Origin of the sequence: Nocardia sp. NPDC058480 (genome assembly GCF_042720495.1) — a bacterium.
Classification (GTDB): Bacteria; Actinomycetota; Actinomycetes; order Mycobacteriales; family Mycobacteriaceae; genus Nocardia.
Genome location: NZ_JBHXMN010000002.1, coordinates 274921 through 298704 on the forward strand (window position 1 = coordinate 274921; position 23784 = coordinate 298704).

Genomic DNA, 23784 nt, shown 5'->3' on the forward strand with positions numbered 1-23784 from the left:
CAGGAGGCATCATGGCCATCGCAGTAGCAGCATCCCGGCAGGCCCTGGCCGACGCCTACAAGGCGCTCGGCGGCGCGGGCACTGTGTGGGTTTCCCTGCACACCGGCGACCCCGGGACCACCGGCACAGCCGAAGCGTCGGGCGGCACACCCGCCTACGCGCGCAAGCAGAGCACCTGGTCGTCCGGATCCGGCGGCGTGCTCACTGCCACCCAGGTCGTGATCGACGTCCCCGCCGGCACCTTCACCTACGCCGGACTGTGGACCGCGTCGAGCGCTGGCACCTTCATCGACAAGGTCGCTATCACCTCGACGACTCTGGGTAGCCAGGGTCAGATCCTGGTCACGCCCAGCTACACCCAGAGCTGACATGGCCTACGTCGACCCGCCCCAGCTCGGAGACCGGGCCGACCTGCCGACGACACTGTGGCGCGTCGACCCACCTGCCGCGGCCGTCGACCGCCTTCCGGCCGTGCCCCACGGGGTCGTCATCCCTGACGGGGTGGTCGCGAACTTCACTGGCGCGGGTGCGTCTGTCGCCACGCTGATCACCAAGCCCGGCGTCTACGCGAACTTCACCGGCCGCGGCAGCCTCACGGCGTCGATCCGTGCGAAGGTTCCCGTCATCGCGGCGTTCACCGGTGAGGGCTCCGTCGACCTAACCGGCTCATTGCCTGCGCGGTTCACCGGCGCTGGCGGGTTCGCCGCGGTGGCCTACCCCGGCAAGGTGCTGACAGCGGACTTCACCGGGTCCGGCGCCCTGACCGCACCCGTGGTCCCTGTCGGCACGACCGACGCGCCGTTCACCGGATCCGGCACGGCAACGGGCGCCATCGCGGTGCCGGTCACCGCCGAATTCACAGGATCCGGCGCACTGTCGGCGACCGTCCTCGGCGGCATCCCTGTCGCCGCGGCATTCACCGGCTCGGGCGCATTGGCAGCGAGCTCCACTTTCCAGTACGCAATCGCCGCACCGTTCACGGGATCAGGACAGCTCGGCGTTCAGCAGCACACATTCTCCGTGAACGCACCATTCACCGGCTCAGGCACGTTGTCGGCGGTCGTTGCACCCCAGTTCAACCCGTCCCGCATGACCAAGAACGGGAACAGCCCGAACCCCGGCACGTCCTTCTCATTGATCACGAGCTGGACGGCAGACACCGGTGGCTATCCAGGCAGCTCGGTGAGCAGCAATGGCTTGGTCGTGCAGAACACTAAGACCGGCGCGACGGTCGCGACCTCGATCGTGGCGAGCAATGCCGCGGCCGGTGCGATCAACATGACGATCCGACTCAAGGTCGGCACAAATGTGGTGGCGACCAGTGCCCCGACGAGCGTGCCCGCTTTCGGCGGCACTGCCACCATCGCCACATCGGGGTTGTGGGACGTAGTCGCAGGCGACCTCATCACCCTGGAGGCGATGGTGTCGGCGGGCGTCAACGCCTCGGTGACCGGCGGTGCGAACAGCTGGGTTCGGATTACCTGACCGAAGACACGAGCACACATCTAGGTCGTCGCGACGAGGCGCACTTCGAGCGTGAACACGGCAGCGTCGCTAGGGTCCAAGTCGAGTACTGTTTCGCTCACAACCCATTCCGTGGTGACCACGTTCTGTGGGTAGTTCGGCGTACACGGCAGTGCAGAGCATCGCATCACGAATCCTCCCGCGGTGACGGGTACAGCGCGATACCTGCCGGGAGGTATCGAGGCGCGCAGGCCACCGCTGGGGGATGATCCGACGCTGAATGTTCCAGGGGCCCAGCTGGCCTCGCCGCGCTTGACTGGCGCACTGCTAGTCGGCGGCATCGAAGTGACAACGCGTATCGGCGCTGCAACCGTGGTGGTCCGCTGCGCTGCGGCGTTCGTGCGTGCCGGTTGTCCGTCGCTGTTGAATGCGTCGAGGACTGTTGGCAGGATCGCAAATGCGCAGAGGCCGACGATGAATATTACGAGCAGCTTCCAACGTGTTCGCTGCTGCTGATTCCGGTCTGCCACTGTGCCCCCTGATGGATGAGTTGCCAACGTATCGGTGACAATCTCATGTCGTTACCCTGTTCGAAAAAATCGATCGCGCCCCGCCAGATTCTTGATTCTGGCGGGGCGCTTTTCGTCTATCCGTGCTCAGCTGTTCCGCGCGTCCATCGCGGTCGGCTTCTGCCAGGAGTCAGTACCGTCGATCCGGAACTTCCTGGGGGCGTCGGGGTCGGAAGTACCGGCGTTGCCGTCGGGGCCCGGGATTGCGAACTCGTTCATGTCACCTCCTCACGAATCTCAGTAGAGCTCGGATGGATCAGGTCAGCGGCGGATCGAATCGACGACCAGCCAAGCTACGAGCACCAGCAGCACGATCACGAGCACCAGCAGAGCCACGTCCATGCGGCGGATCTCCTTCGCTTGTCGAACTGGGTGGGTCGAACAGGCCCGCCAGGCGGCGGGAGTGGGCCTCCTCGGAGGAGACGATGACGACGTCGGCCGCGGAGATCAGAGCCTCGGGGATCTCGCCGCCGAGGTGCTCGGTCGACGGGGTGACTACGGCGTCGACCTCGTCGCGTTCGATGGTCGACAGCAGCTGGGCCAGCGGGTCATCGGTGTGCTGCGAGAACTCGATCGTCTTGAGCAGTCGGTAGCCGAGACGCTCTGTGAGGGTGCGGATTTGGATCTGGTCCCACACCTTGCGGGCGCCGGAGATGTCGGCCCGGATGTAGCCGATGGCGGGCGGTCTCATGCCTGGATGCCTAGCGCGCATCGGCCGACGCTCTGGCGTGACCACTCCTGTGCTCGGCCGGTCATCCCCCACACTCGCGGGGTCGCGGTGGTCCCGCTGACGAACCCGATCGCGGCCAGCCCTCGCAGGTGTTCGCGGACCTGGGTGGGCGACATCTGGGTGCGCTTGGCAATGCCGGCGGCGGTGAGCGCGCCGTCGACCAGGGCGCCGAGGGTGCGCGATTCTCCCTCGGTCATGACGTCGGCCCCGCTCGGCGTGCGCTCCACTGGCCGCAGCGGTTGGACCATGCGAGTCGCCGTCTGTGCAGCGATTCGACTGCATACAGGATCTCGGACAGTGGCTGTTGCAGAATCGCGGCCAGCGTCTCGGGGTACAGGAGTCGGCCAGGCTGGTCGAGCACCCCCATCACCCTGGTTTCCAATGTGGTCATGGCGTCCCCTGCCGTCAGCCCCACCGAATGGGGGATGACTCAGACGTTAAGACCGTGCGGAGACTTGAATGTTCGATGTTTGTTCGGAACGAACACGAGTACCGTGGTGGCCATGCACGAGGGTGACTCCGTAGGCGCAAACGTCAAGCGAATCCGCAACCAGCGCGGCATGACCCAGGGGCAGCTGGCGCGTGCTGCCACAGTGGGCCGTGCTCACCTGTCACAGGTCGAGAACGGTCACGCCGCTGCGTCAACGGTGTGGATCGGCGCTGTCGCTACGGCGCTCGGTGTCGACGCTGCAGTGCTGTACGGCAAGGATCAGCCCGAACAACTCCTCGACGTGCTGCCGGTGCTGCGCCGCGCCCTGGCCGCGACCGATCTTATGGACCCAGACCTGGAGCCGCAGCCAATCGAACAACTCCGCGCCCAATCGGCGCAGGTCGCACGCTGGCGGAAAGACACCGCCTACGGCAAGGTTATTGGTGCGCTACCCGATCTCGTTGACCAGCTGCTGATCTCAGGCAACGGCGTCGGCGAGCCTGCCTACGCGATGCTCACCGACGCCTACAGGGCAGCGAACACGGTGGCGCACAAGCTCGGCTACTCGGACCTGTCGCTGACCGCGACTGAGCGAATGGAGTGGGCGGCAACACGATCCGGTGACCCGCTACTCCTCGCGACCACCCACTACGTGAAGGCAGCGACGTTGTCGCGGGTCGGCGCGCCGAAGCAGGCGCTCCGTCTGCTCAATCGGGCAATGGCCGACATCGAATCCCTGGTGGACGAGGACGCTACCGCCGCGGCCGTGTACAGCATCCTGCACATGCGGGCCGGCACTATCGCCGCGGCGATGGGCGACGCGGATACCTCACGTTCGCATCTGGCTGAGGCTGCGCAGCTGGCCCGACACTTCGGTCCGGAGCGCATCGTCTACGACACCCCCGTCGGCTCGACGAACATCGCGCTGTACCAGGTGTGCGCGGAGGTCGACCTGGGCGAGGCTGGCAAGGCGCTCGAGGTGGCGAAGGCGACGCGGTTCCCTGACAGGTTCCCGAAGGAACGCAAGGGGTACTTCTGGCTGGACACCGCCCGCGCGTACCTCCTGGCGGGCGAGGTGGACGAGGCGATCGGCGCTCTGTACGAGTCGAGGCTGGCTGCGCCGGAGCACTTCCGGTCATCCTCATCGGCGAAGAACATCATCAAGACCGCTGCCGTGCAGCAGCGACGCGCGTCCGAGAGCCTGCGTAGCTTGTCGAATTACGCAGGTTTGCGGGACTGAGCGGCTACTGGTCTCGCCGTTCATCGAACACCCGGTGGTCGCACGCATCGGTCAGGGGCGGCCACATGATCACCGCGTCGCACGTCCGGCAGGCGTGGGTGCGATGGAGGCCCACCGCAGCGCAGGCAATCTTGCCGACAAGCACCCGGCCAGGGCCGAGACGGTGCCCGTTCGGGCAGGCGGCCGGTTCGGGCTCGACCCACCCTCGGCGCGTGCGGTAGAGGCGACCGGGCTCGACCACGCTGCCGTCGCGGAGACGCCACAGGATCGAACGCATGAGCGAATCGTACCGCTCAGTATGGGAGGTTTCCCAGGTACTGCTGGAGGTCAACTGTTGGGGGATTCTCGGCGCGGTCGAGCATGGCTCGCATCCGATCCAGCACCGCGGCTGACGACTCGCCTGGCCGGTAGGTGAGGTTCGGCATCCGCAGGATCGCCAGCGCGGATCGCACGTCGACCAGGCTCGGTGGGTCCGACATCTCCGCGACGAGGTGCCGGTGCAGGTGTTCGGCGGTGATGGATGTGTCGGGCTCGATCGCGTCGATCACGGCAGCCATGACGGCTGCCTCCTCAGGCGAGATCGGGTCGGTGCTCACCGCTTGCCGAGCCACTTTCGAACGGTCATGCGGTCGACACCGGCCTCGTGCGCGATGCGGGTTTCCGGCACGCCGTCTTCGCTAGCGAGGACAGCGGCGATCTGGCACCGGGCGAGCGCGTATTGCAGATCTCGGCGGCACGAGGCGAGGGTGTCGCCGAAGGTTTCCAACATCGAATCCCCAGCAAGGACCGCGACCGACTCTCGGTCCAGCATGTAGTCCAGCCCGGCGGCGAGCGCGACATCGCGGGTCGGCTGGTCATCGGGGTCGCTCCAGATCTTGCCAACATCGTCGCCGAGCTGGTTCATTCGCTGCTGCTGGTCGGGGGTGAGCTCGCCCCAGGACTCGCCTACCCAGTCACTCATGTCCATGTCAGATCTCCTCGTCTTGGTTGAGTTCCCACTCGGTGAAGTAGGCCAGCTCGTCGGGGATGGTTTCGCCGCCCATCGCGTTCTTGAAGGCCAAGCCTTCGGGGGTGCAGTGCACGTCGGGGGCGTGGTAGATGTCGACCTGGGCGACGGCGGCTTCGTAGAGGCGACGGGCAATGCCTTCGCGGCGGCGGTCGGCGCGCACGTCGACGCTGTTGATCTCGCCGGTGTTCAGGTCGGCGTAGAGCGACGCGACTTCGCCAGCGGTGTCGGTGATGATCCAGCGGTGCTGGTCCTCAGCCTGGCCAGGGAAGGGGCCGATGCTGTAATCGATCGCGTTGCTCATGTAGACGACTCTACAATCAATGTGTAGAGCTGTCTACACCCGCCCAGGAATCGGTCCGAAATGCCGGGAACCTCGGGCCTGTCCACCGCGTCTAACCAGGCATGACTCCCCGGACACGGCAATGCCAGGCCGACGTAGACCGCGGCCTGGCATTGGTGCGCGCACGCTGGCAGCGGCTAGGCCCCTGCCCTGGACTCGCAGACAGTGATCATCACGGCCACCGCCTCCAGGCGATCACCCGGCAGATCATCGCCGACATGGCCGCCCTCGACGTACGCCCGCCATGTGAGCCCACCACCGGCGGCCCAGGAGTTCTGGGCGATCCGGACGGTGACACCGGCGCGCAGGGTGAGGGTGACTGACCCATCCCGGTCGGAGACATGCCGGCGGGTGACGGTGCCCGGTCGGCACAGGGCGATCGTCGCCGCGGCGAGTGCCTGCGGGGTGAGAGTCGCGACCTCGGTGGGGGCGGTCATCGGTGCACCACCACATCCCACCCGTCGACGGTGCCTTTGGCTGAGATGTGGCGATCGGTCTCGTCGATCGTCAAGCCCAACGCTTGCCAGGTCTCGCCGAAGACTTCATCCCGCTTGGCGTAGTCGCGGGGGTAGGCGTAGACCGCTGGACCGCAGGTGTCCCACGACAGCTTCGGGTACTCGTTGCGTAGCCGATCCAGCAGGGCCGTCCCGACGACACCTTGCATCTGGAGGTCTCGCTGCAATCCCCGCAGGTCGACGCGGATCAACAGGTCGTCGCGGTCGAGGATCTGGCCGATGAGCTCGGCCAGGTGGTCGGCGTCGAGCGGGTGGAAGGACGCCAATGCGGGGACGCGACCGTCGTTCCTGTCGCGCCTCGAGCGCCAGTCGTCGGCGCGCTCTGTCGCGCTCGGGGCGGTCACCGGTCGGCCCACACCTGGCAGAGGTTGGTCACCTGGGCGAGCGCTGCCACGGGGTCGGCGGGCAGCTCGCCAGCCACCACGTCGGCACGCTGTGAGGCCAGGCGGCCGTCGCCGATGTGGCCGGTGAGCTCCCACAGGATCAGCGTGGAGTTGAAGACGTCGGTGGTGAGGACGAGGTCCAAGCGGTGGGTGATCGCGATCCGGGCGTAACCGGGCATGGCATGTAGGCCGAACTCGGGCATGTTGGTGACGAGCTCGGCGGCGATGGTCTCGGGAGCGTGGGGGAAGGCTTCGGTGGTGGTCATGGAGACGGCCTCTCGGGATGAGTGATACTGGACCGAGATGGCGCGTTCTGCCTGCTCAGGCCATTACGCCCTCTATATGACATTAACTAAGGTCACCGATGAGAATGTCACTCCGGAGCAGAAATCACAGCTCATCAGAGGCGTCACCGATCTGCTCTTCGACGTGCTCGGTAAGGCCCCCGACAGTACTTATGTCGTGATCGACGAAGTGCCGCTGACGGATTGGGGTGTGGGCGGGGTGAACGTCGCCGAGTATCGCGCTCGGCGCGCCGCCGCGGAATGAGTCCCCGCTGACGAGCCGGGTGCGCGCAACGGTTGCGCCCGGCTCACAGCAAACTGTCGAACTCGACCGAGGCGTCGAGGGCGAACCAGCCCATCGAGATCCGTCTCCCGCGCGTCACGAAATAGCTGGGCCCCAGCCACAATCCCGGCTCGATCTCGCGCAGTTCGTCGTAGATCCCGCGAGCGGGGCTGCGCGGACCCGTGCGGGAATCGTCGTAGTCGAGCCGCACCGCGGACTTGCCGTCGACCACCGAATCGCCCACCGTCGCGACGAAGCTCAGCGCGCGGACACCGCCGAGGAGACGAAAGACATTGTGGCCGACCGCCATGGCGTCGTCCACGTGACGAAACGATTTCCCCACCCATGAGTACGAGGGCCGCGCCATCAGTGGTCCCAGCACCCGCTGCGCGGACCCGGGGAACGAACGCATCACCAGATCACCCTCGAGGCGCGCGAAATCGGCTGTCGTCACCGCGGGCGCCGCGGCGAACAGGCGAGGGAACTCGGCGATTCCCGCCGCGGACAGCGCGTCCAGCCGGGGCCGATGATCGGACGGTCGGCGGACCGGCATCAGGCCGTTTGCGGACAACGGTGTCTGCGTCATTGCTGGCTCGATTCTGCACTGGCGGGCTCGGGTACTGACCAGTGTCGCCCGGTCGCCGCCCGCGGACCGGCGAATCCGCCGGATCGGCGGTGCCGGCGAACGACGAAGGCGGTGACCCGGAACTCCGGGTCACCGCCTTCTCGCGTATCGAGAATCAGCCGCGCAGGGCGTATGGCTCGATCGCGCCGCGCTCCAGTGCCCGCGCGTCGATGGTTTCGGCGCGGTAGGGCAGCAGGGCGAGGCGGTCGCGCATGCCGCGGACCGGGTCGTCGATCTTCTCGTTCAGGCCGAACAGGAAGGTCCACTCGTGCTCGTCGCTGCCGTAGGGGACCACGGTGGCGAACTGCTCCTGGAAACGGCCCCAGGAACGCTTCAGCGTTTCGTTGCGCCACATGGTCGCGCAACCCGCCTGCGCCGTCAGTACGCCGCCGGGTGCCAGCAGTGCCTTACATCGGGACAGGAACTCCGACTCGTAGAGGCGGTTGTGCTGGGCATCCTCGACGCGCTCGTCGGGGAGATCGATGACGATCACGTCGTAGCGGGTGCCGGCTTGCTGCGCCTTGGCCAGGAAATCCCAGCCGTCGGCGTAGTGCACGTGGATCGGGCCCTCGTGGGCCACGGCGGCGGTGAGCTCGGCGGTGGTGTAGCCGTAGGGCAGGTGCTCGGCGCACAGCTCCACTTCGCGCTGATCGATGTCGACATGGTCGACCAGGCTCGCCCCGGCCGCCACCGACATCTGCGAGGCCACACCCTCACCGGAACCGATGATCAGCACCCGATCGAGCTTCTCCGCCAGCACGAACGCCGGGACCATCATGGCCTCGTGGTAGGTGACCTGCGAGAACTCGGTGGACTGGCGATCGTCGTCGGAGAACAGGGAGATCCCCTGATCGGTCCGCGCGATCACCATGTGCTGGAACGGGGTGTTGGTATCGACGATCACCTCGTGCAGATCCCAGATCCGGGTCAGGCCGTCGCCCACCGGTTCGTAGATCTTCTCGGCGCCGTGGCCACGCTGGACCACCTGCATCCGAACAGTGGTGGGGGACAACTTGTCTCGGAGCAGGTCGACTGCTTTCGTCGCGCCCGCACCGATGCTGCCGCAGGTGAAGACGTCGACGAAGATGTCGCCGGACTCCGGATAAGTGTGAATCGAGGCGTGCGACTCCGCCAACAGCGCGAGGACGGTCACCCCCTGCGGATCGAACTTTTTATGTACGACTTCGCAGATGGTGACGCCCGCCGCGAGCAGAGCTTCACGCAACGCCGATTCGAGTCGTTCGAGATCGTCACACAGGTCTGTGTCGACGCCACCGAACTCGGCCAGCACGTGCCAACCGGTGAATTCCGCCGTCATGGGCAAACTCACTCTCGCTCAGCGCCCGAGACATGAACGGTCAAGGGCGGAAAACCATTGAAGGACACCGACGAATAACTCGCGGTATAGGCGCCGGTGTGCAGGATCTGAATCCGGTCACCGGCTCGCAACGTGGTCGGCAGAAGGACCTTCGTGCGTTGATACAGTACATCGTCGCCGTCGCAGGTCGGACCCGCGACCACCGCCTCCTCGACCGGATCGCCGTCGCGATCGGTGACGAAACGGTAAGCGATGTACTCGTTCTCGGTCTCGGCCATACCGTTGTATCGGCCGATGTCGAGATACACCCAGCGCCGGCCATCCGGCGCGAAACGCACGCCGACGACCTCGGCGTGAATGGTGCCCGCGTTACCCACCAGCGCACGGCCGGGTTCCACGATCAGGCCGGTGGCCGCGGGCAGGAACTCGGCGGCGGCGCTCGAAATGGCGGCCGCGATCGCGTCGAGTTCGGGGGCTTGTTCGGCGTAGGAGATCGGCAGACCGCCGCCCACATTGACCGCCGTGAGGTGAATGTCCTTGTCCGCCAATGCCTTGACGATCTCACCGGCCTGCTCGATGCCGATCCGCCAGGCGGCGGGGTCGAGCTGCTGGGAGCCGACGTGGAAATAGGGGCCGCCGACCGTCAGGCCCAGGTCATGGGCACGCACCAGCAGTCGCAGGGCCTCGGCGGGCGCGCACCCGAACTTGGTGCCGAACGGCGTCCGTGATTCGGGGGCCGAGGACAGGAATCGGCACTCGACCTCGGAGCCGGGCGCGTGCTCGGCGATGCGGTCGAGGTCGTCTTCGGTGTCGAAGGCGTAGCGGCGTACCCCGAGGGCGAAGGCGCGCGCGATGTGGGCGCTCTTCTTGATCGGGTTGCCGTAGCAGAGCCGCTCGGGGGCGACGCCGAGGTCGAGGCACTGGTCGATCTCGCCGATGCTGGCGACGTCGAATTCGGCGCCCTCGTCGTCGAGCAGGGTGATCAGTTGGGCCACCGGTGCCGCTTTGACCGCGTACCTGATCCGGGTGTCCGTGGAGACGGCGGCGTCGAGGGTTCGGTAATTGGCACGTACCCGCTCGGGGTCGATGACAAGGTACGGGGAATCGAGCACGGTGAACTTTCTCCTCGGCGGCCGGGAGAGACTATCAGCGGCGCCTACCCAACAACGAATCCGTCAAACATTCGTCATATTCGTCATAGGCAGCTGGTATTACTCAGCCGGCTGTGACTGTGACCTCGTCGAACACGACCTCGCCCGCGGCGTCGGACTCCTCGAGATCCACGATCGCCGTCAGCGCCCAGCCGTGATCGCCCGACGGGTCGTCGATCACCTGGCGCACATGCCAGAAACCCGGCCGCTGCTCGATCTGGAACAGTTGCGGGCCGCGCGCGTCGGGACCGGTGCCGATCGTGGCGTACTCGTCGAAATAGGGGGCGAAGTCCTCGGCCCAGTCGGGGCCGGTGCCCAGCTCGTCGAGTTCGTACCAGCGGCGACGCGAGGCCAGCTCCACGCGACGGAACATGGCGTTGCGGACCATGATCCGGAAGGCGCGTTCGTTGGCGGTGATCGGGCGCACCGTTTCGGCGCCGAACGCGACCTGCTGGGCATCGTTCTCGGCGCCGGGATTGGTGAGCTGTTCCCACTCGTCGAGCAGGCTCGAGTCGACCTGGCGGATCAGTTCGCCGAGCCATTCGGTGAGATCGTCGAGATCCTCGGTGCGCGCGGCGTCGGGCACGGTGCGGCGCAGGGCCCGATAGGCGTCGGCGAGGTAGCGCAGCACGACGCCTTCGGAGCGGGTCAGTTCGTAGTGCGAGATCAGCTCGGCGAAGGTCATCGCGCGCTCGATCATGTCGCGTACCACCGACTTCGGCGACGGCGCGAATTCCGACACCCAGGGGTGTCCGGCCCGGTAGGTCTCGAACGCGGGGTCGATCAGTTCCGACAGCGGCTTGGGCCAGGTGACCTCTTCGAGCAGCTCCATGCGCTCTTCGTATTCGATGCCCTCGGCCTTCATTTCGGCGACAGCGGCGCCACGGGCCTTGTGCTGCTGGGCCATCAGCAGTTGGCGTGGGTCCTCGAGGGTCGCCTCGATCAGGGAGACGACATCGAGTGTGTAGGTGGGGCTTTCGCGATCCAGGAGTTCGAACGCGGCCAGTGCGAACGGTGACAGCGGCTGGTCGAGCGCGAAATCGCGTTGCAGGTCGACGGTGAGCCGCGCCATCCGGCCCTTCGCGTCGGGTTCGGAAAGCTGTTGCACCACACCGGCATCACGCAGCGAACGATAGAGACGGATGGCGCGCAGGATGTGCTTGCGCTGCGCGGGGCGCGGCTCGTGGTTGTTCTCGAGCAGGTGACGCATGGCGTAGAAACAGTTGCCGGGGCGGGCGATCACGTTGAGCAGCATCGAGTTCGTCACCGCGAAGCGCGACACCATCGGCTCGGGCGGGGCGGCGATGAGACGGTCGAAGGTCTCCTCGCTCCAGGAGACGAAACCCTCGGGGGGCTTGCGGCGCACCACTTTTCGCTGCTTCTTCGGGTCGTCGCCCGCCTTGGCGATCAGGCGGGTGTTCTCCACCTCGTGCTCGGGTGCCTGCACCACCACGGTGCCCATCGTGTCGTAGCCCGCACGGCCCGCGCGTCCGGCGATCTGGTGGAACTCACGGGCCTTGAGCCTGCGGGTGCGCACACCGTCGTATTTGGTGAGGCCGGTGAGCAGCACGGTGCGGATCGGGACGTTGATGCCGACGCCGAGGGTGTCGGTGCCGCACACCACTTTCAGCAGGCCGTCCTGGGCGAGCTTCTCCACCAAGCGGCGATATTTGGGCAGCATGCCCGCGTGGTGCACGCCGATGCCGTGGCGGATCAGGCGCGACAGGGTCTTACCGAAGCCCGACGCGAACCGGAAATCGCCGATGGCGGTGGCGATCGCGTCTTTCTCGGCGCGGGAGGCGAAGTTCACGCTCGTCAGTGCCTGCGCGCGTTCGAGGGCGGCGGCCTGGGTGAAGTGCACGACGTAGACCGGTGCCTGGTGGGTGGTCACCAGTTCTTCGAGGGTTTCGGTGATGGGCGTGCGCACGTACGAGAACGTCAGTGGGACAGGACGTTCGGTGCCCGCGACCACCGAGGTCGAGCGGCCGGTGCGCGCCTCGAGATCGGTGGCGAAGAAATCCACCTCCCCCAAAGTCGCCGACATCAGCAGGAACTGGGCGCGGGGGAGTTCGATGATCGGCACCTGCCACGCCCAGCCGCGATCGGGGTCGGCGTAGAAGTGGAACTCGTCCATCACGATCTGGCCGACCTCGGCCGCCGCGCCCTCGCGCAACGCCAGGTTCGCCAGGATCTCCGCGGTGGCGCAGATGATCGGGGCGTCGGCGTTGACCGCCGCGTCGCCGGTCACCATGCCGACGTTCTCCGCGCCGAACACCTCACACAGCGCGAAGAACTTCTCGCTGACCAGGGCCTTGATCGGCGCGGTGTAATAGCTGCGCTGCCCGTTGGCCATGGCGAACAGGTGCGCGCCGACCGCCACCAGAGATTTTCCGGAGCCGGTCGGCGTCGCCAGAATGACATGGGATCCCGACGCCAACTCCATCAGCGCCTCGTCCTGTGCTGGATACAGGGGTGTGCCCTGCTCGGCGGCCCACGCCGCGAACGACTCGTAGAGCGCGTCGGCGTCGGTCCCGGGAATTTCCAGCAGGTCGGTCAGATCCACTCCGACCACCCTAGTGGGTCCGGCGGGTCAGTCCTTACCGTCGCCGGCGGTGTCGTCGTAACCACCTTGCTCGGCCAGGAAGCGTTCGAACTCCGCGCCGAGCTCCTCACCACTGGGCAGTTCACCATCAGCGGCCAGCAGGCTGGACTGGCTTTCCTGGGCGGTGACGAAGCTGTCGTACTGGCGTTCCAGCGCTGTGACGACCGTCTCCACCTCCTCGTTGCCCGCGATGTGCTCGGCGACCTGCTCGCGCACGCGTGCGGCCGCCTCACCCAGCGCCGAGAGCGGCAGATCCAGGCCCGCGTTGTCGGCGAAATTCTCCAGTAGCGTCTGCGCGGCCTCGGGATAGTCGGTCTGGGCCAGGTAGTGCGGCACGTGCACCGAGAACCCGAGTGATTCGTGGCCGTGCTGGGCCATCCGGTACTCGAGCAGCGACGACGCGCTGCCTGGCACCTGCAACTCGCCCGGCCAGCGCTGGTGCTCGCCGATCAGCGAACGGTCCGAGGAATGCGCGGTGACACCGAGCGGACGGGTGTGCGGGATCGCCATCGGAATCGCCGAGAGGCCGATCGTGCGGCGCACGCCGAGCTGTTCGGCCAGCAGTCGCACCGCGGTGGTGAACTTCTCCCAGCGCAGATCCGGTTCCAGGCCCGAGAGCAGCAGGAACGGAGTGCCTGCGGTGTCGCGCAACGCCCACAGGTTCAGTTCCGGCTCGGCGTAGTCGGCGAAATGGTCGGTCTGGAACGTCATCATCGGCCGGCGCGAGCGGTAGTCGAGCAGCTCGTCGACATCGAAGGACGCGACCAGCTCCGATTCGAGGCTCTCGCGCAGATGGGTCGTCGCCAGGCGCACGGCATGTCCGGCGTCGGTGAAACCTTCCAGGCCGTGCACCAGCACGGGGCCCGCACCGTCGTCCGAGGACAACTGCGGCGCCGGGAACTCCAGTTCGTACATATGCGACTGGTCATCCATCGCGTTTCTCCTTCCTGCGCGGTCCACCATCGCTCGCGGGGGTGGGGAAGCGGATCTCCATTGTCCCCCACGCGAGCTAGTGCCATCGCACACGGCCGGGGACGGCTCGTCCTGGTAGGCAACAGCATGGACTCTCCTCGCATTCCCGCTGGGTGTGGTGATCGGGTTTCTGGCGGTGGTCGTGGGCTCTCCGCGCATTCCCGCCCGGTGTGGTGACCGGGCTTCTGACGGTGGTCGTGGGCTCTCTACGCATTCCCGCCGGGTGTGGTGATCGGGCTGCTGGCGGTGGTCGTGGACTGTTCGCCCATTCCCGTCCGGTGTGGCGGCCGGGCTGCTGACCTGGGTCTTGTGCACGCCGCGACTTCCCGGACGGCGTGGCGCGACCGGGCAGATCGACGCGGTGGGGCACAGTGGACGGTGTGAACGTGGCGCAGGCGACACCGATCCGTACGGGTGATCCGGGCCTGCGTCGCTGGTGGCTGGGGTTGGCGGCAGTGTCGTTCGCGCTCACCGGATGCGCGCAGAGCGTCAGCGGGACGCCGGTCGCCGAGAGCGCGGTGTCGGTGCGACAGGTCGATGGTGCATTGGCCGACCTACTGCCTTCACCTTCGCGTTTTCCGGCTCGGTACCCGGCGGTGGTGCTGCCCGCGCAGGCGGCGACGGCGGCCGCGGGCGATCTCGACGGAGTGGGGGCGGGCGCGACGGTCAGCCCGGCGCAGTGCATGCCGACCGAGGCCGAGCCCGGTGGGGAGCCCGCGGCGGTAGCGGTCGGGACCGACGACGCGAGCCGGGCCACCCTCACCGTCGAATTGTCGCGTAGCCCCGAGCCGGTGGCGCGACTGCGCGATCGGCTCCACGAGTGCGGGCAGATCCAGGTCCGGCGGGCCGGTGCGGGCTCCACCGTCACGACCGTGCTCGACCAGGCCGCGCCTGCCGGTACCGACGATGCGATAGCGTTGCGGCGCACCGTAGTTCCCGAGGTCGGCGGTGCGGGGCTGACACAGACGATGCAGACCTCGATCGGGCAGATCGGCGACGTGCGCATCACGGTGACGTCGATGACTTTCGGTGCCGGACAACCGGATACAGCCGCCGTGGACGAAATGTTCGCGACAACCGTTGCCTCCGTGAACGGCAGCTGACGCGCCTACCACGAGGCGCTGACAGATTCGCCGGCGGCGCATCGCCGGGACCGGGGTTTCTCCACAGCTCCGGCGCTACTCACAGGGCGGATAAAAGCCCAGGTCGGTGCGCCGCGTGTGCGGTAGGCGGCGGGCACAGTGGAGCCATGACGCATTCGACGAACCCCACCCGCCGGGCCAAGCGCACCGGGCCGTTTCCCCGCGCACTCGGCTGCGCCGAATCCACCCCCCGCTATCCCGGCGGCCTGCCACGCCCACCGCTGCGCGTCGACGAACCCGGTGAACTGATCGCCGCCCTGCCCGCGATGCTCGGCTTCGTCCCCGAACGATCCCTCGTTGTCGCCGTTCTGCACGAGGTGGCGGGTGGCGGGTCCGAGGCAATCGAGGCAGTAGTGCGCTTCGACCTCGACGCGGCCACCGACATGCGGCTGCTCGACCAGTTCACCGCCTGCCTGGCATCGATCTGCTTGCGCGAAGAGGCAACCGGGGTGCTCGCCGTCTTCGTCGAGGACCGCGCCGAGTTCGAGGGTGAGGAAGTCTTGCGTGCGGCCGAATTGATCGACGTGTTCGCCGAGGACGGGATCGCGGTTCGCGGTGCCTGGTCGGTGCCCGCGATCGCGGTGGGCGAGCGCTACTCCAGCGTGTTCGGCACGGTCGGGACCGGCCTGGTCGCCGACCCGGCGTCCTCGATCGTCGCGGTGTCACATGTGCTGGAAGGCAAGCAGATTCGCGGCTCCCGCCACGAGATGACCGCGCTGATGATTCCCGACGACCTGCTGAGCGCGCGAGTGCGTGCCCAGCTCGGGGCGGCGGACGCGTGGTATCGGGGTGGGCTGGCGGCGGCGACGCGCGCCGGGAACATGGTGGCCTACCAGCGGCGGGCACTGGAATGGGTGCTGTGGCAGATCGCCGACACCGCGTCGGGTGCACCGCGTGCCGAGCGCGAACTCGCGCGACTGGCCGCGAACCTGCGTGACCGGCCGATCCGCGACGCCATGTACGGGCTGGCGCTGGGCGATCACGCCGAAGCCGCCGAGCTGCTGTGGGCACAGCTGGCTCGGGCGACTTCCGGTTCCGACCGCGCCGAGGCCGCGGCCCTGCTCGGCTTCAGCGCCTACCTGCGCGGCGACGGACCGTTCGCCGGTGTCGCTATCGCCGCCGCCGTCGAGGCCGACGCCGAGCACGCGATGGCGGCACTGCTGGAGACTTCGCTGCAGACCGGGTTGCGGCCCGAACGGCTACGCAGACTCGCGCATTGTGGCCACCAGATCGCCGCCGATCTCGGGGTCGACATCGGCCCGATCGCCGGATGAGGCAGGCGTTTCAGCGAGCGCTGTGGGCGTTCGTGCCGAGGGAACGCAGGAAATCCCAAGCGTCGGAGACGATCTCGTCGAGGTCGTTGTGCTCGGGTTGCCAGCCCAGTTCGGCGACCGCGCGGTCACTGGAGGCGATCAGTACGGCCGGATCGCCCGCGCGCCGCGGTGCGTCGATCGTCTCGATCGGCAGGCCGGTAACCCGCTCGCACGCCGAGATCACTTCGCGCACCGAGAAACCCGTGCCCGAACCGAGGTTGCAGATCCGGTGCGTGCCCGGCTGCGACGACGACAGCGCGAGCAGGTGTGCCTGCGCCAGATCGCGGATGTGGATGTAGTCGCGCACACACGTACCGTCCGGCGTCGGCCAGTCGGTGCCGTACACCGAAATGGCCTTGCGGTGACCCAGCGCCACCTGCAACACGAGGGGGATCAGATGTGTTTCCACGACCCGGTTCTCGCCGAGTCCGGCATAGGCGCCTGCCACGTTGAAGTAGCGCAGGCTCGTCGCGGCCAGATCGTGCGCCACCGCGTAGGAGGTGATGGCGTGATCGATGGCCAGCTTGCTCGCACCATAGGGATTGGTGGGGCGAGTGGGCGAGTCCTCGGTGATCGGGACCTGCTCTGGCTCGCCGTACACCGCGGCCGTGGAGGAGAACACCAGGCGCGGCGTGCCGGTCTCACGGATCGCCTCGAGCAGCGTCAGCGTCTTCACGACATTGCCGTGCCAGTACTTCTCCGGCTGCTCCACCGACTCGCCGACCAGCGACTGTGCCGCGAAATGCAGGACGCCGTCGAAGGATTCGGCACGCAGCAGGTCGGGGGCGGCGACCGCGATATCGCCGTCGACGAATCGGGCACCGGCCGGGACGCCGTCGGCATTACCGGTCGAGAGGTCGTCGACGACGACAACCTCGTGGCCCTCTTCGAGCAACACTGCGGCGCAGCCGCCACCCACGTAGCCGGCGCCGCCGGTGACAAGGAGTTTCACGAATCAGACCAGCCTCACCTGGACGGCATGCGCCATCTCTTCGGACAGTTCGAAACCGTTGTGGCCCGGCACCGTGATCAATACCGCACCCGGTTTGGTCTCCACGGTAACGCGGGCGTCGGGCACAACGCCCGCCTCACGCAACCGCCCGATGACCTCCGGGTCGGTCTGGATGTGCTCTGCCAGCCTGCGCACGACCACCGCGTGCAGCGCGCCGTTGGGCAGATCGGAGAGCCGGATCAGCTTCTCCTCGGGGGCGGGAGCGTCGCTGAGGCCGAGTTCGTCCAGGCCGGGAATCGGGTTGCCGTAGGGCGAGGTGGTCGGGTGGTTGAGCACCTCGATCAGGCGCCGCTCCACCTCCTCGCTCATCACGTGCTCCCAGCGACACGCCTCGGCGTGCACGTTCTCCCAGTCCAATCCGATGATGTCGACCAGCAACCGCTCGGCGAGCCGGTGCTTGCGCATCACCGACACGGCCATGGACCGGCCCTTGTCGGTGAGCTCGAGATGGCGGTCGCCGGCGACGAGCAACAGGCCGTCGCGCTCCATCCGCGCGACCGTCTGGCTCACCGTCGGACCACTCTGCTCGAGGCGTTCGGCGATACGCGCCCGCAAGGGCACCACGCCCTCTTCCTCGAGGTCGTAGATGGTACGGAGATACATCTCCGTGGTGTCGACCAGATCCTTCACCTGATACCCCTTCGTCAGGACGAATTCTACCCACGCGCGAACACCGGTCCGCCCGTCGGACCAGCGGCCCTATTTCTACTGCATGTCAACGCCACACGGGGTCCGCTGCTTCCGGCTAGCGTGGCGACCATGGTCACGTCGCCGCGCAGCGAACACGCAGGGACCGTCGTATGGACCGAGCGATTCCTCGGCTACACCTGGAGTCCGGAGCATCCGATGAAGCCCGCGCGCCTGCAATACACCATGTCGCTGGCCCAAAGCCTAGGTCTTCTCGATGGTGTCGAGCCGCTGGCACCCGACGCGGCCACTCGATCGGACCTGATGCGGGTCCACAGCAGCTCCTACATCGAGGCGGTGCGCCGGGCCGGGCAAGGCCCGCCGACACCCGAGGACGCCGCCTACGGGCTCGGAACCGCCGACAATCCGGTGTTCCCGCATATGCACGAGGCGGCGTCGGTGATCGTCGGCGGCACCCTCGCCGCCGCACGGGAGATCGCGGCGGGCCGTACGCGGCGCGCGGTGAGTATCGGCGGCGGAATGCACCACGCCATGCCGGATTCGGCGGCGGGGTTCTGTGTCTACAACGATGCCGCGATCGCCATCTCATGGCTGCTCGACCACGGCTTCGACCGCATCGCCTACCTCGATGTCGATGTCCATCACGGCGACGGCGTGCAACGGGCGTTCTACGCCGATCCGCGTGTGCTCACAGTCTCGCTGCATCAGCATCCGGCCACGCTGTGGCCCAATACCGGCTGGCCCGAGGAGACCGGTATCGGGGCGGCCGAAGGCACCTCGATCAACCTGCCACTGCTGCCCGGCACACGGGATGCGCAGTGGCTGAGGGGATTTCATGCGGTGGTACCCGGCGCGGTAGCCGCCTTCCGGCCGCAGATCATCATCAGCCAGTGTGGTGTCGACACCCACCGCGAGGATCCGCTGGCTGATCTGGAACTCACCGTCGACGGCCAGCGCGCGGCCTTCCTCGCGATGCGGGACCTGGCCGACGAATACGCCGAAGGGCGCTGGCTGGCCGTCGGCGGCGGCGGTTACGGCGTGGTGCGGGTGGTGCCGCGTGCCTGGACCCACCTGCTCGCCGCGGCACTCGATCGGCCGCTCGCCCCCGAAACGCCGGTGCCCACCGACTGGATCGAACAGGTGCGGGCATCCGCGCCGCGCGTGCGACCACCGACGACCATGGGCGACGGCGGCGACACCGCCTACCGCGCCTGGGACGGTCCCGGCGGCACACCCGAGATCGGCGATGCGGGCCAGATCCGCGCGCAGCGCGCGGTCGATACCGCGATCACGGCCACCCGGCGGGCGAGTTTCGGCCTGCTCGGGCTCGACCCGGAGGACCCCCGTGACTGAGCCACTGCTGCCCGATACCTCCGACACGCCCGCGAATCCGCCTGCGCCACCCCAACACTGGTACGGCGATGTGCTCGCCGCCGACGGCGGTGTGGTCCAGCTACGCCCGATCGTGCCCGCCGACGCCGACGCGCTCGCCGCCTTTCACACCGGTCTGTCCGATCGCACCCGATATCTGCGCTATTTCGGTCCCTACCCACAGATCTCGCCGAAGGACATGTACCGCACCACGCACGTCGACTACCGCGACCGGGTCGGCCTCGTCGCGGTACTCGGCACGGCCATCATCGGCGTGGCCCGCTACGAGCTGCTCGCCCGGCCGGGTCCACGCGCGGCCGAGGTGGCCTTCGTGGTCGCCGACGAGCACCAGGGACGCGGGCTCGGCTCGGTGCTGCTCGAGCATCTCGCCGGTGCCGCCGCCGAGAACGAAGTGGTCGCGTTCGTCGCCGAGGTGCTGGCCGAGAACGAGGCCATGATCACGGTCTTCCGCGAGGCGGGCTACCAACTGCAGCGCAGCCGCGACGGTTCCGAAGTGCACCTCGAATTCGCCATCGACCCCACCGAAGCGCTGCGCACCGTGCGGGATTCACGGGAGGCGGCCTCGGAGGCGCGCAGCGTCGGAAATCTGCTGGCACCCGGTTCGGTCGCGGTGATCGGCGCGTCACCGGAGCAGACCCGCGTCGGTGGTGCCGTGTTCGCGAATCTGCTCGCCGGCGGCTTCAGCGGGCCGGTGTTCCCGGTGAATCTGCACCGGCGTTCGGTGCGCGGTGTGCGGGCCTACGCCACGGTGCGCGAGATCCCCGACGAGGTGGACCTGGCGGTGGTCGCGGTGCCACCCGCCGCGATCGGGGCGGTCCTCGACGATTGCATGGCCAAGGGGGTCAAGGGCCTGGTCGTGCTGACCGCGGGCTTCGGCGAGACCGGAGCGGCCGGGTTGGCCGCCGAACACGACCTGGTGGCCGCGGCGCGCGGGCACGGCATGCGGGTGGTGGGGCCCAGCGCGCTCGGCATCGCCAACACCGACCCCGCGGTCGGCCTGAACGCCACCCTGGCCCCGGTGCTCCCCGAGCGCGGGCGGATCGGCTTCTTCTGCCAGTCCGGCCCGCTCGGTGCGGCGATTCTCGGCGAGGCCGCGGCCCGCAACCTCGGTCTGTCGACGTTCGTCTCGGCAGGCAATCGAGCCGACGTCTCCGGCAACGATCTGCTCCAGTACTGGGACACCGCCGCCGACACCGAGGTGATCCTGCTGTACCTGGAGAGCTTCGGTAACCCGCGCAAGTTCTCCCGGCTGGCGCGCCGGGTGGCACGCGGCAAACCGATCGTCGCGGTGAGCAGTGGGCGCCTCGCGGCCGGTGCCGACATGGACCGCACGGTGGTCCGTGACCTCTTCGGCCAAGCCGGAATCATCCAGGTCGACTCCATCTCCGAACTGTTCGACTGCGCCGCCCTGCTGGCCTGTCAGCCGCTACCGAAGGGCCCCCGAGTCGCGGTGGTCGGCAACAGCGCCGCGCTGAACTGGCTGGCCATCGACGCCGCCCGCGGCGAAGGTCTGCACGTGTACCGGCCCGTGACGGCCCGCGACCGAGGCCCCGGCGCTCGACCGACCGAGCACGGCGTGCACGGCAGCCGGCCGACAGCTGTGCAGAGTGCCTGGTCGGAGGGACGGGTCGTGGACAGCGCCCAGCAGGCCGAGCGGGATTCGGGTGGTGCGGTGTCGGCCGAGCGGGGTGCGGACAGTCCTCTGCGGATCGACCGGGATTCGGCCGAAGTGGCCGAGCGAGATGCGGACCGAGCAGGGCGAGTCGGCCGGAGGGCAGATCGTGGCGGGGCCGGGCGGGGAGCAGATCGTGTGCGGCGGACCGCACGGGATTCGGATCGTGCGGCGCAGGGTGCGGATCGCGTCGGCCGGACCACGTGGGGCGCGCGTAGTACTCGGCGTGCGGGCCGCGGTGCGGACATCAGCGTCGAACTTCCCGAGCGGGATACCGGAGTTGCCGGGCCCATCGAGCGGGGCGTGGGCGTGGACGGCCCGGTGGACCTCGGACCGGAGGCGACGCCTGCCGACTTCAGGGAAGCGGTCCTCGCTGCGCTACGCAGCGACGAGATCGACGCGGTGATCGTCGTGGTCGCACCGCCGGTTCCGGTGCCGATGGAGGGCTTCGGGGACGCCTTGCGGGCGGCCGCCGCGGCGGCGCCGGGCAAGCCGGTGCTCACCACCTTTGTCGCGGAATCGGGCATTCCGCGACAGTTGGCGGTGCGTACCACCGCGGGCGCACCGGCGCGCGGATCCATCCCGTCCTACCCGGACCCTGAGCGGGCCGCGCGTGCGCTGGCCAGGGTCGATCGGTACGCGCGCTGGCGTGACCGGCCGATCTCGCCGGTGGTGCGCCCGCCCGGGATCGACACCGCGGCCGCGGCGGCGCTGGTGGAGGGCTGGCTGGCGGAATCGGGCGGACGGTGGCTCACCGATGAGGAGGCGGTGCTGCTGCTCGGGTGCTACGGGATCGACGTGGTCGAGTTCCGGGCGGTGCGCGACGGCGGGCAAGCGGTCGCCGCGGCCGAGGAACTGGGCTATCCGGTCGCGGCCAAGGCGACCGGGGAGCTGTGGCGGCGCCGACCCGATCTGATCGGCGTGCGCTTGGACCTGTGGGGACCGGATGCGGTCCGTCAGGCCTACACCGACCTGGTGGAAATCTGCGGCGATCCGCTTCTGCACGTGCAGAAGATGGCGACCAAGGGGGTCGGCTGCGTGCTGCGCGTCACCGACGACCCCTCGTTCGGGTCGGTCATCCAATTCGGCCTCTCCGGCATGATCATCGACCTGCTCGGCGACCGTGCCTACCGTGCCCTACCGCTGACCCAGGAGGAAGCGACCGCGCTCATCGACGCGCCACGTGCGGCACCACTGCTGTCGGATGGACCGGGCCGAGTGGGCGTCGACAAAGCAGCCCTCGCCGAACTGGCCCAACGCATTTCGGCCCTGTTCGACGACATCCCCCAGATGCGCGAACTCTCCTGTGACCCCGTGCTGGCCGCGTCGGCATCGGCGGAGATCATCTACGCCCGAGCCCGCATCGGCCCCGAACCCAGCCGCTTCGACACCGGCCCCCGCCGACTGGCCTGAGGTGCGACGGTCCCCGTCGGCCGTGGTCGCCCCGCCCAGGCGGCGCGTCTGACCGGGGATCCGACGCGGAGCCGGAATAACGAACAACGCCGACCGGCTCGCGACCCGGAGGGGAGGGGTTCGCGGTCGCCGGTCGGCGTTTCGGCAGACGACCCCGGGGGGCCGTCGAGATTTGGATCAGCTGGCGTAGGCGCGCAAGCGGTCGGCGCGGTCGCCCTTGCGCAGCTTGGACATGACCTCGCGCTCGATCTGACGGACTCGCTCACGGGACAGCCCGAACAGCTTGCCGATCTGGTCCAGGGTGCGCGGCTGGCCGTCGTCGAGACCGAAGCGCAGGCGGATGACCTGCTGTTCGCGCTCGTCGAGGGTGGCCAGGACACTGCGCACGTCGTGGTGCAGCAGGCCGGCGATGACGGCACTCTCGGCGGAGGTGGCTTCGGAGTCCTCGATGAAGTCACCGAGCGGGGCCTCTTCGTCGTTGCCGACGGGCATGTCCAGGCTCACCGGGTCGCGGCTGTGGTCGAGCAGGTCGGCAATCTTCTCCACCGGGATGCCCGACTCGTTGGCGAGTTCGGCGTCGGTGGCCTCGCGGCCCAGCTGCTGGTGCAGTTCACGCTTGATCCTGGCGAGCTTGTTCACCTGTTCCACCAGGTGCACGGGCAGCCGGATGGTGCGGCTCTGATCGGCCATACCGCGGGTGATGGCCTGACGGATCCACCAGGTGGCATAGGTGGAGAACTTGAAGCCCTTGGCGTAGTCGAACTTCTCCATCGCGCGGATCAGTCCGAGGTTGCCCTCCTGGATGAGGTCGAGCAGCGGCATGCCGCGGCCGGTGTAGCGCTTGGCCAGGGATACGACCAGACGCAGGTTGGCCTCGAGCAGGTGCGAGCGGGCGGCGGAGCCCTCGCGGACCAGGATCGCCAGATCACGCTTGCGAGCCGCCGTCAACCGCTTACCGGTTGATAGCAGGTTCTGGGCATACAGGCCCGCCTCGATGCGCTTGGCCAACTCGACCTCGTCGGCCGCCGTGAGCAGTGCCGTGCGTCCGATTCCGTTGAGGTACACGCGTACCAGATCGGCTGCGGGGCTCTGGGCGTCGATATCGGCCTCGCTGGGGCGCAAACGAGTGGTGGCGGGGCTTGTCATGACTTGCCTCCTGTCGGTGGTGTCTCACTCCGTTCAACGGACCCGACTTAGAGAAAGTTCCCGTTCCCGCGGTCGATAAACCGCTCTGAGCTGCTGGTTCCCACCCCAACGGCTGAGAAGTTCCTGAGAAG

27 protein-coding genes are annotated in these 23784 nt (G+C 68.0%); 8 read left to right on the plus strand and 19 right to left on the minus strand.

The genetic code is table 11. From position 1 onward, the window contains the following. Positions 1-11 precede the first annotated feature (11 nt). Positions 12-368, plus strand: coding sequence for a hypothetical protein (locus ACFWO8_RS06825; RefSeq protein ID WP_378944783.1), 357 nt, complete (start codon positions 12-14; stop codon positions 366-368). A gap of 1 nt (position 369) precedes the next feature. Beyond that, complete coding sequence (locus tag ACFWO8_RS06830; protein ID WP_378944787.1) at positions 370-1485, plus strand: hypothetical protein; 1116 nt, start codon at positions 370-372, stop codon at positions 1483-1485. Positions 1486-2120: 635 nt separating this feature from the next. On the opposite strand, the gene ACFWO8_RS06835 is transcribed toward ACFWO8_RS06830, so the two are convergent. From ACFWO8_RS06835 to ACFWO8_RS06850, 4 genes are read right to left on the minus strand one after another with little or no spacing between them, the layout of a single operon-like run. Continuing rightward, positions 2121-2252: a hypothetical protein gene (locus ACFWO8_RS06835; protein WP_378944790.1), complete on the minus strand. Its 132-nt coding sequence runs from the start codon at positions 2250-2252 to the stop codon at positions 2121-2123. 37 nt (positions 2253-2289) lie between these two features. Next, positions 2290-2724 (minus strand): hypothetical protein, encoded by a 435-nt coding sequence (locus ACFWO8_RS06840; protein ID WP_378944793.1) that lies wholly within the window; start codon positions 2722-2724, stop codon positions 2290-2292. After that, positions 2721-2960 (minus strand): ArsR family transcriptional regulator, encoded by a 240-nt coding sequence (locus ACFWO8_RS06845; protein ID WP_378944797.1) that lies wholly within the window; start codon positions 2958-2960, stop codon positions 2721-2723. The genes ACFWO8_RS06840 and ACFWO8_RS06845 overlap by 4 nt, the downstream gene beginning before the upstream one ends. Further along, on the minus strand, positions 2957-3154 hold the full coding sequence (locus ACFWO8_RS06850; RefSeq protein WP_378944800.1) for a hypothetical protein: 198 nt from the start codon (positions 3152-3154) through the stop codon (positions 2957-2959). Before ACFWO8_RS06850 ends, ACFWO8_RS06845 begins: the two co-directional genes overlap by 4 nt. Between ACFWO8_RS06850 and ACFWO8_RS06855 the strand changes: the two genes are divergently transcribed. Then, positions 3153-4433, plus strand: a complete 1281-nt coding sequence (locus tag ACFWO8_RS06855) for a helix-turn-helix domain-containing protein (protein ID WP_378944803.1) — start codon at positions 3153-3155, stop codon at positions 4431-4433. The genes ACFWO8_RS06850 and ACFWO8_RS06855 overlap by 2 nt on opposite strands. Before the next feature lie 4 nt (positions 4434-4437). Here the strand turns inward: ACFWO8_RS06855 and ACFWO8_RS06860 are convergent, their stop codons facing one another. The 7 genes from ACFWO8_RS06860 to ACFWO8_RS06890 all read right to left on the minus strand — a co-directional run bounded on the left by ACFWO8_RS06860 (position 4438) and on the right by ACFWO8_RS06890 (position 6946). Then, entirely contained in the window at positions 4438-4710 is a 273-nt protein-coding gene (locus tag ACFWO8_RS06860; RefSeq protein ID WP_378944806.1) for a hypothetical protein, read from the minus strand. Between the two features lie 16 nt (positions 4711-4726). Next, entirely contained in the window at positions 4727-4990 is a 264-nt protein-coding gene (locus tag ACFWO8_RS06865) for a hypothetical protein (protein WP_378944809.1), read from the minus strand. Between the two features lie 35 nt (positions 4991-5025). Continuing rightward, positions 5026-5394, minus strand: coding sequence for a hypothetical protein (locus tag ACFWO8_RS06870; RefSeq protein ID WP_378944812.1), 369 nt, complete (start codon positions 5392-5394; stop codon positions 5026-5028). A 7-nt stretch (positions 5395-5401) separates the two neighbouring features. Beyond that, entirely contained in the window at positions 5402-5743 is a 342-nt protein-coding gene (locus tag ACFWO8_RS06875; RefSeq protein WP_378944815.1) for a hypothetical protein, read from the minus strand. A 176-nt stretch (positions 5744-5919) separates the two neighbouring features. After that, positions 5920-6219 carry a hypothetical protein gene (locus tag ACFWO8_RS06880; RefSeq protein WP_378944819.1) on the minus strand — a complete coding sequence of 100 codons (300 nt, stop codon included), beginning with the start codon at positions 6217-6219 and terminating at the stop codon, positions 5920-5922. Beyond that, positions 6216-6641 carry a hypothetical protein gene (locus tag ACFWO8_RS06885; protein ID WP_378944823.1) on the minus strand — a complete coding sequence of 142 codons (426 nt, stop codon included), beginning with the start codon at positions 6639-6641 and terminating at the stop codon, positions 6216-6218. The genes ACFWO8_RS06880 and ACFWO8_RS06885 overlap by 4 nt, the downstream gene beginning before the upstream one ends. Next, positions 6638-6946: a hypothetical protein gene (locus tag ACFWO8_RS06890; protein WP_378944826.1), complete on the minus strand. Its 309-nt coding sequence runs from the start codon at positions 6944-6946 to the stop codon at positions 6638-6640. The genes ACFWO8_RS06885 and ACFWO8_RS06890 overlap by 4 nt, the downstream gene beginning before the upstream one ends. 76 nt (positions 6947-7022) lie before the next feature. Between ACFWO8_RS06890 and ACFWO8_RS06895 the strand changes: the two genes are divergently transcribed. After that, the gene (locus ACFWO8_RS06895; RefSeq protein WP_378944829.1) at positions 7023-7229 is read left to right on the plus strand and encodes a 4-oxalocrotonate tautomerase family protein; all 207 of its coding nucleotides are present in this window, start codon (positions 7023-7025) and stop codon (positions 7227-7229) included. A 43-nt stretch (positions 7230-7272) separates the two neighbouring features. On the opposite strand, the gene ACFWO8_RS06900 is transcribed toward ACFWO8_RS06895, so the two are convergent. From ACFWO8_RS06900 to ACFWO8_RS06920, 5 genes are all read right to left on the minus strand, one after another. Beyond that, a complete protein-coding gene (locus ACFWO8_RS06900; protein WP_378944831.1) occupies positions 7273-7833 on the minus strand; it encodes a hypothetical protein in 561 nt (186 codons plus the stop codon). Positions 7834-7987: 154 nt separating this feature from the next. Next, the gene (gene speD / locus ACFWO8_RS06905) at positions 7988-9190 is read right to left on the minus strand and encodes an adenosylmethionine decarboxylase (protein ID WP_378944834.1); all 1203 of its coding nucleotides are present in this window, start codon (positions 9188-9190) and stop codon (positions 7988-7990) included. 8 nt (positions 9191-9198) lie between these two features. After that, positions 9199-10302, minus strand: coding sequence for a type III PLP-dependent enzyme (locus tag ACFWO8_RS06910; protein WP_378944837.1), 1104 nt, complete (start codon positions 10300-10302; stop codon positions 9199-9201). Positions 10303-10405: 103 nt separating this feature from the next. Beyond that, entirely contained in the window at positions 10406-12904 is a 2499-nt protein-coding gene (locus tag ACFWO8_RS06915; RefSeq protein ID WP_378944841.1) for a DEAD/DEAH box helicase, read from the minus strand. A gap of 27 nt (positions 12905-12931) precedes the next feature. Beyond that, complete coding sequence (locus ACFWO8_RS06920) at positions 12932-13876, minus strand: PAC2 family protein (protein ID WP_378944846.1); 945 nt, start codon at positions 13874-13876, stop codon at positions 12932-12934. A 419-nt stretch (positions 13877-14295) separates the two neighbouring features. Between ACFWO8_RS06920 and ACFWO8_RS06925 the strand changes: the two genes are divergently transcribed. Both ACFWO8_RS06925 and ACFWO8_RS06930 read left to right on the plus strand, forming a co-directional pair. Then, entirely contained in the window at positions 14296-15018 is a 723-nt protein-coding gene (locus tag ACFWO8_RS06925) for a sensor domain-containing protein (RefSeq protein ID WP_378944849.1), read from the plus strand. A 146-nt stretch (positions 15019-15164) separates the two neighbouring features. Beyond that, positions 15165-16331, plus strand: a complete 1167-nt coding sequence (locus tag ACFWO8_RS06930; protein ID WP_378944852.1) for a DUF4192 domain-containing protein — start codon at positions 15165-15167, stop codon at positions 16329-16331. Positions 16332-16341: 10 nt separating this feature from the next. On the opposite strand, the gene galE is transcribed toward ACFWO8_RS06930, so the two are convergent. Together galE and ACFWO8_RS06940 are read right to left on the minus strand one after the other, a co-directional pair. Then, complete coding sequence (gene galE / locus ACFWO8_RS06935) at positions 16342-17322, minus strand: UDP-glucose 4-epimerase GalE (protein ID WP_378944856.1); 981 nt, start codon at positions 17320-17322, stop codon at positions 16342-16344. A 3-nt stretch (positions 17323-17325) separates the two neighbouring features. Further along, a complete protein-coding gene (locus ACFWO8_RS06940) occupies positions 17326-18012 on the minus strand; it encodes a metal-dependent transcriptional regulator (RefSeq protein WP_378944859.1) in 687 nt (228 codons plus the stop codon). A 129-nt stretch (positions 18013-18141) separates the two neighbouring features. Between ACFWO8_RS06940 and ACFWO8_RS06945 the strand changes: the two genes are divergently transcribed. Together ACFWO8_RS06945 and ACFWO8_RS06950 are read left to right on the plus strand one after the other, a co-directional pair. Beyond that, complete coding sequence (locus tag ACFWO8_RS06945; RefSeq protein ID WP_378944864.1) at positions 18142-19383, plus strand: acetoin utilization protein AcuC; 1242 nt, start codon at positions 18142-18144, stop codon at positions 19381-19383. Further along, entirely contained in the window at positions 19376-22507 is a 3132-nt protein-coding gene (locus ACFWO8_RS06950) for a GNAT family N-acetyltransferase (protein WP_378944867.1), read from the plus strand. The genes ACFWO8_RS06945 and ACFWO8_RS06950 overlap by 8 nt, the downstream gene beginning before the upstream one ends. Positions 22508-22684: 177 nt before the next feature. Here the strand turns inward: ACFWO8_RS06950 and ACFWO8_RS06955 are convergent, their stop codons facing one another. Next, complete coding sequence (locus ACFWO8_RS06955) at positions 22685-23653, minus strand: sigma-70 family RNA polymerase sigma factor (RefSeq protein ID WP_056811283.1); 969 nt, start codon at positions 23651-23653, stop codon at positions 22685-22687. Positions 23654-23784 lie beyond the last annotated feature (131 nt).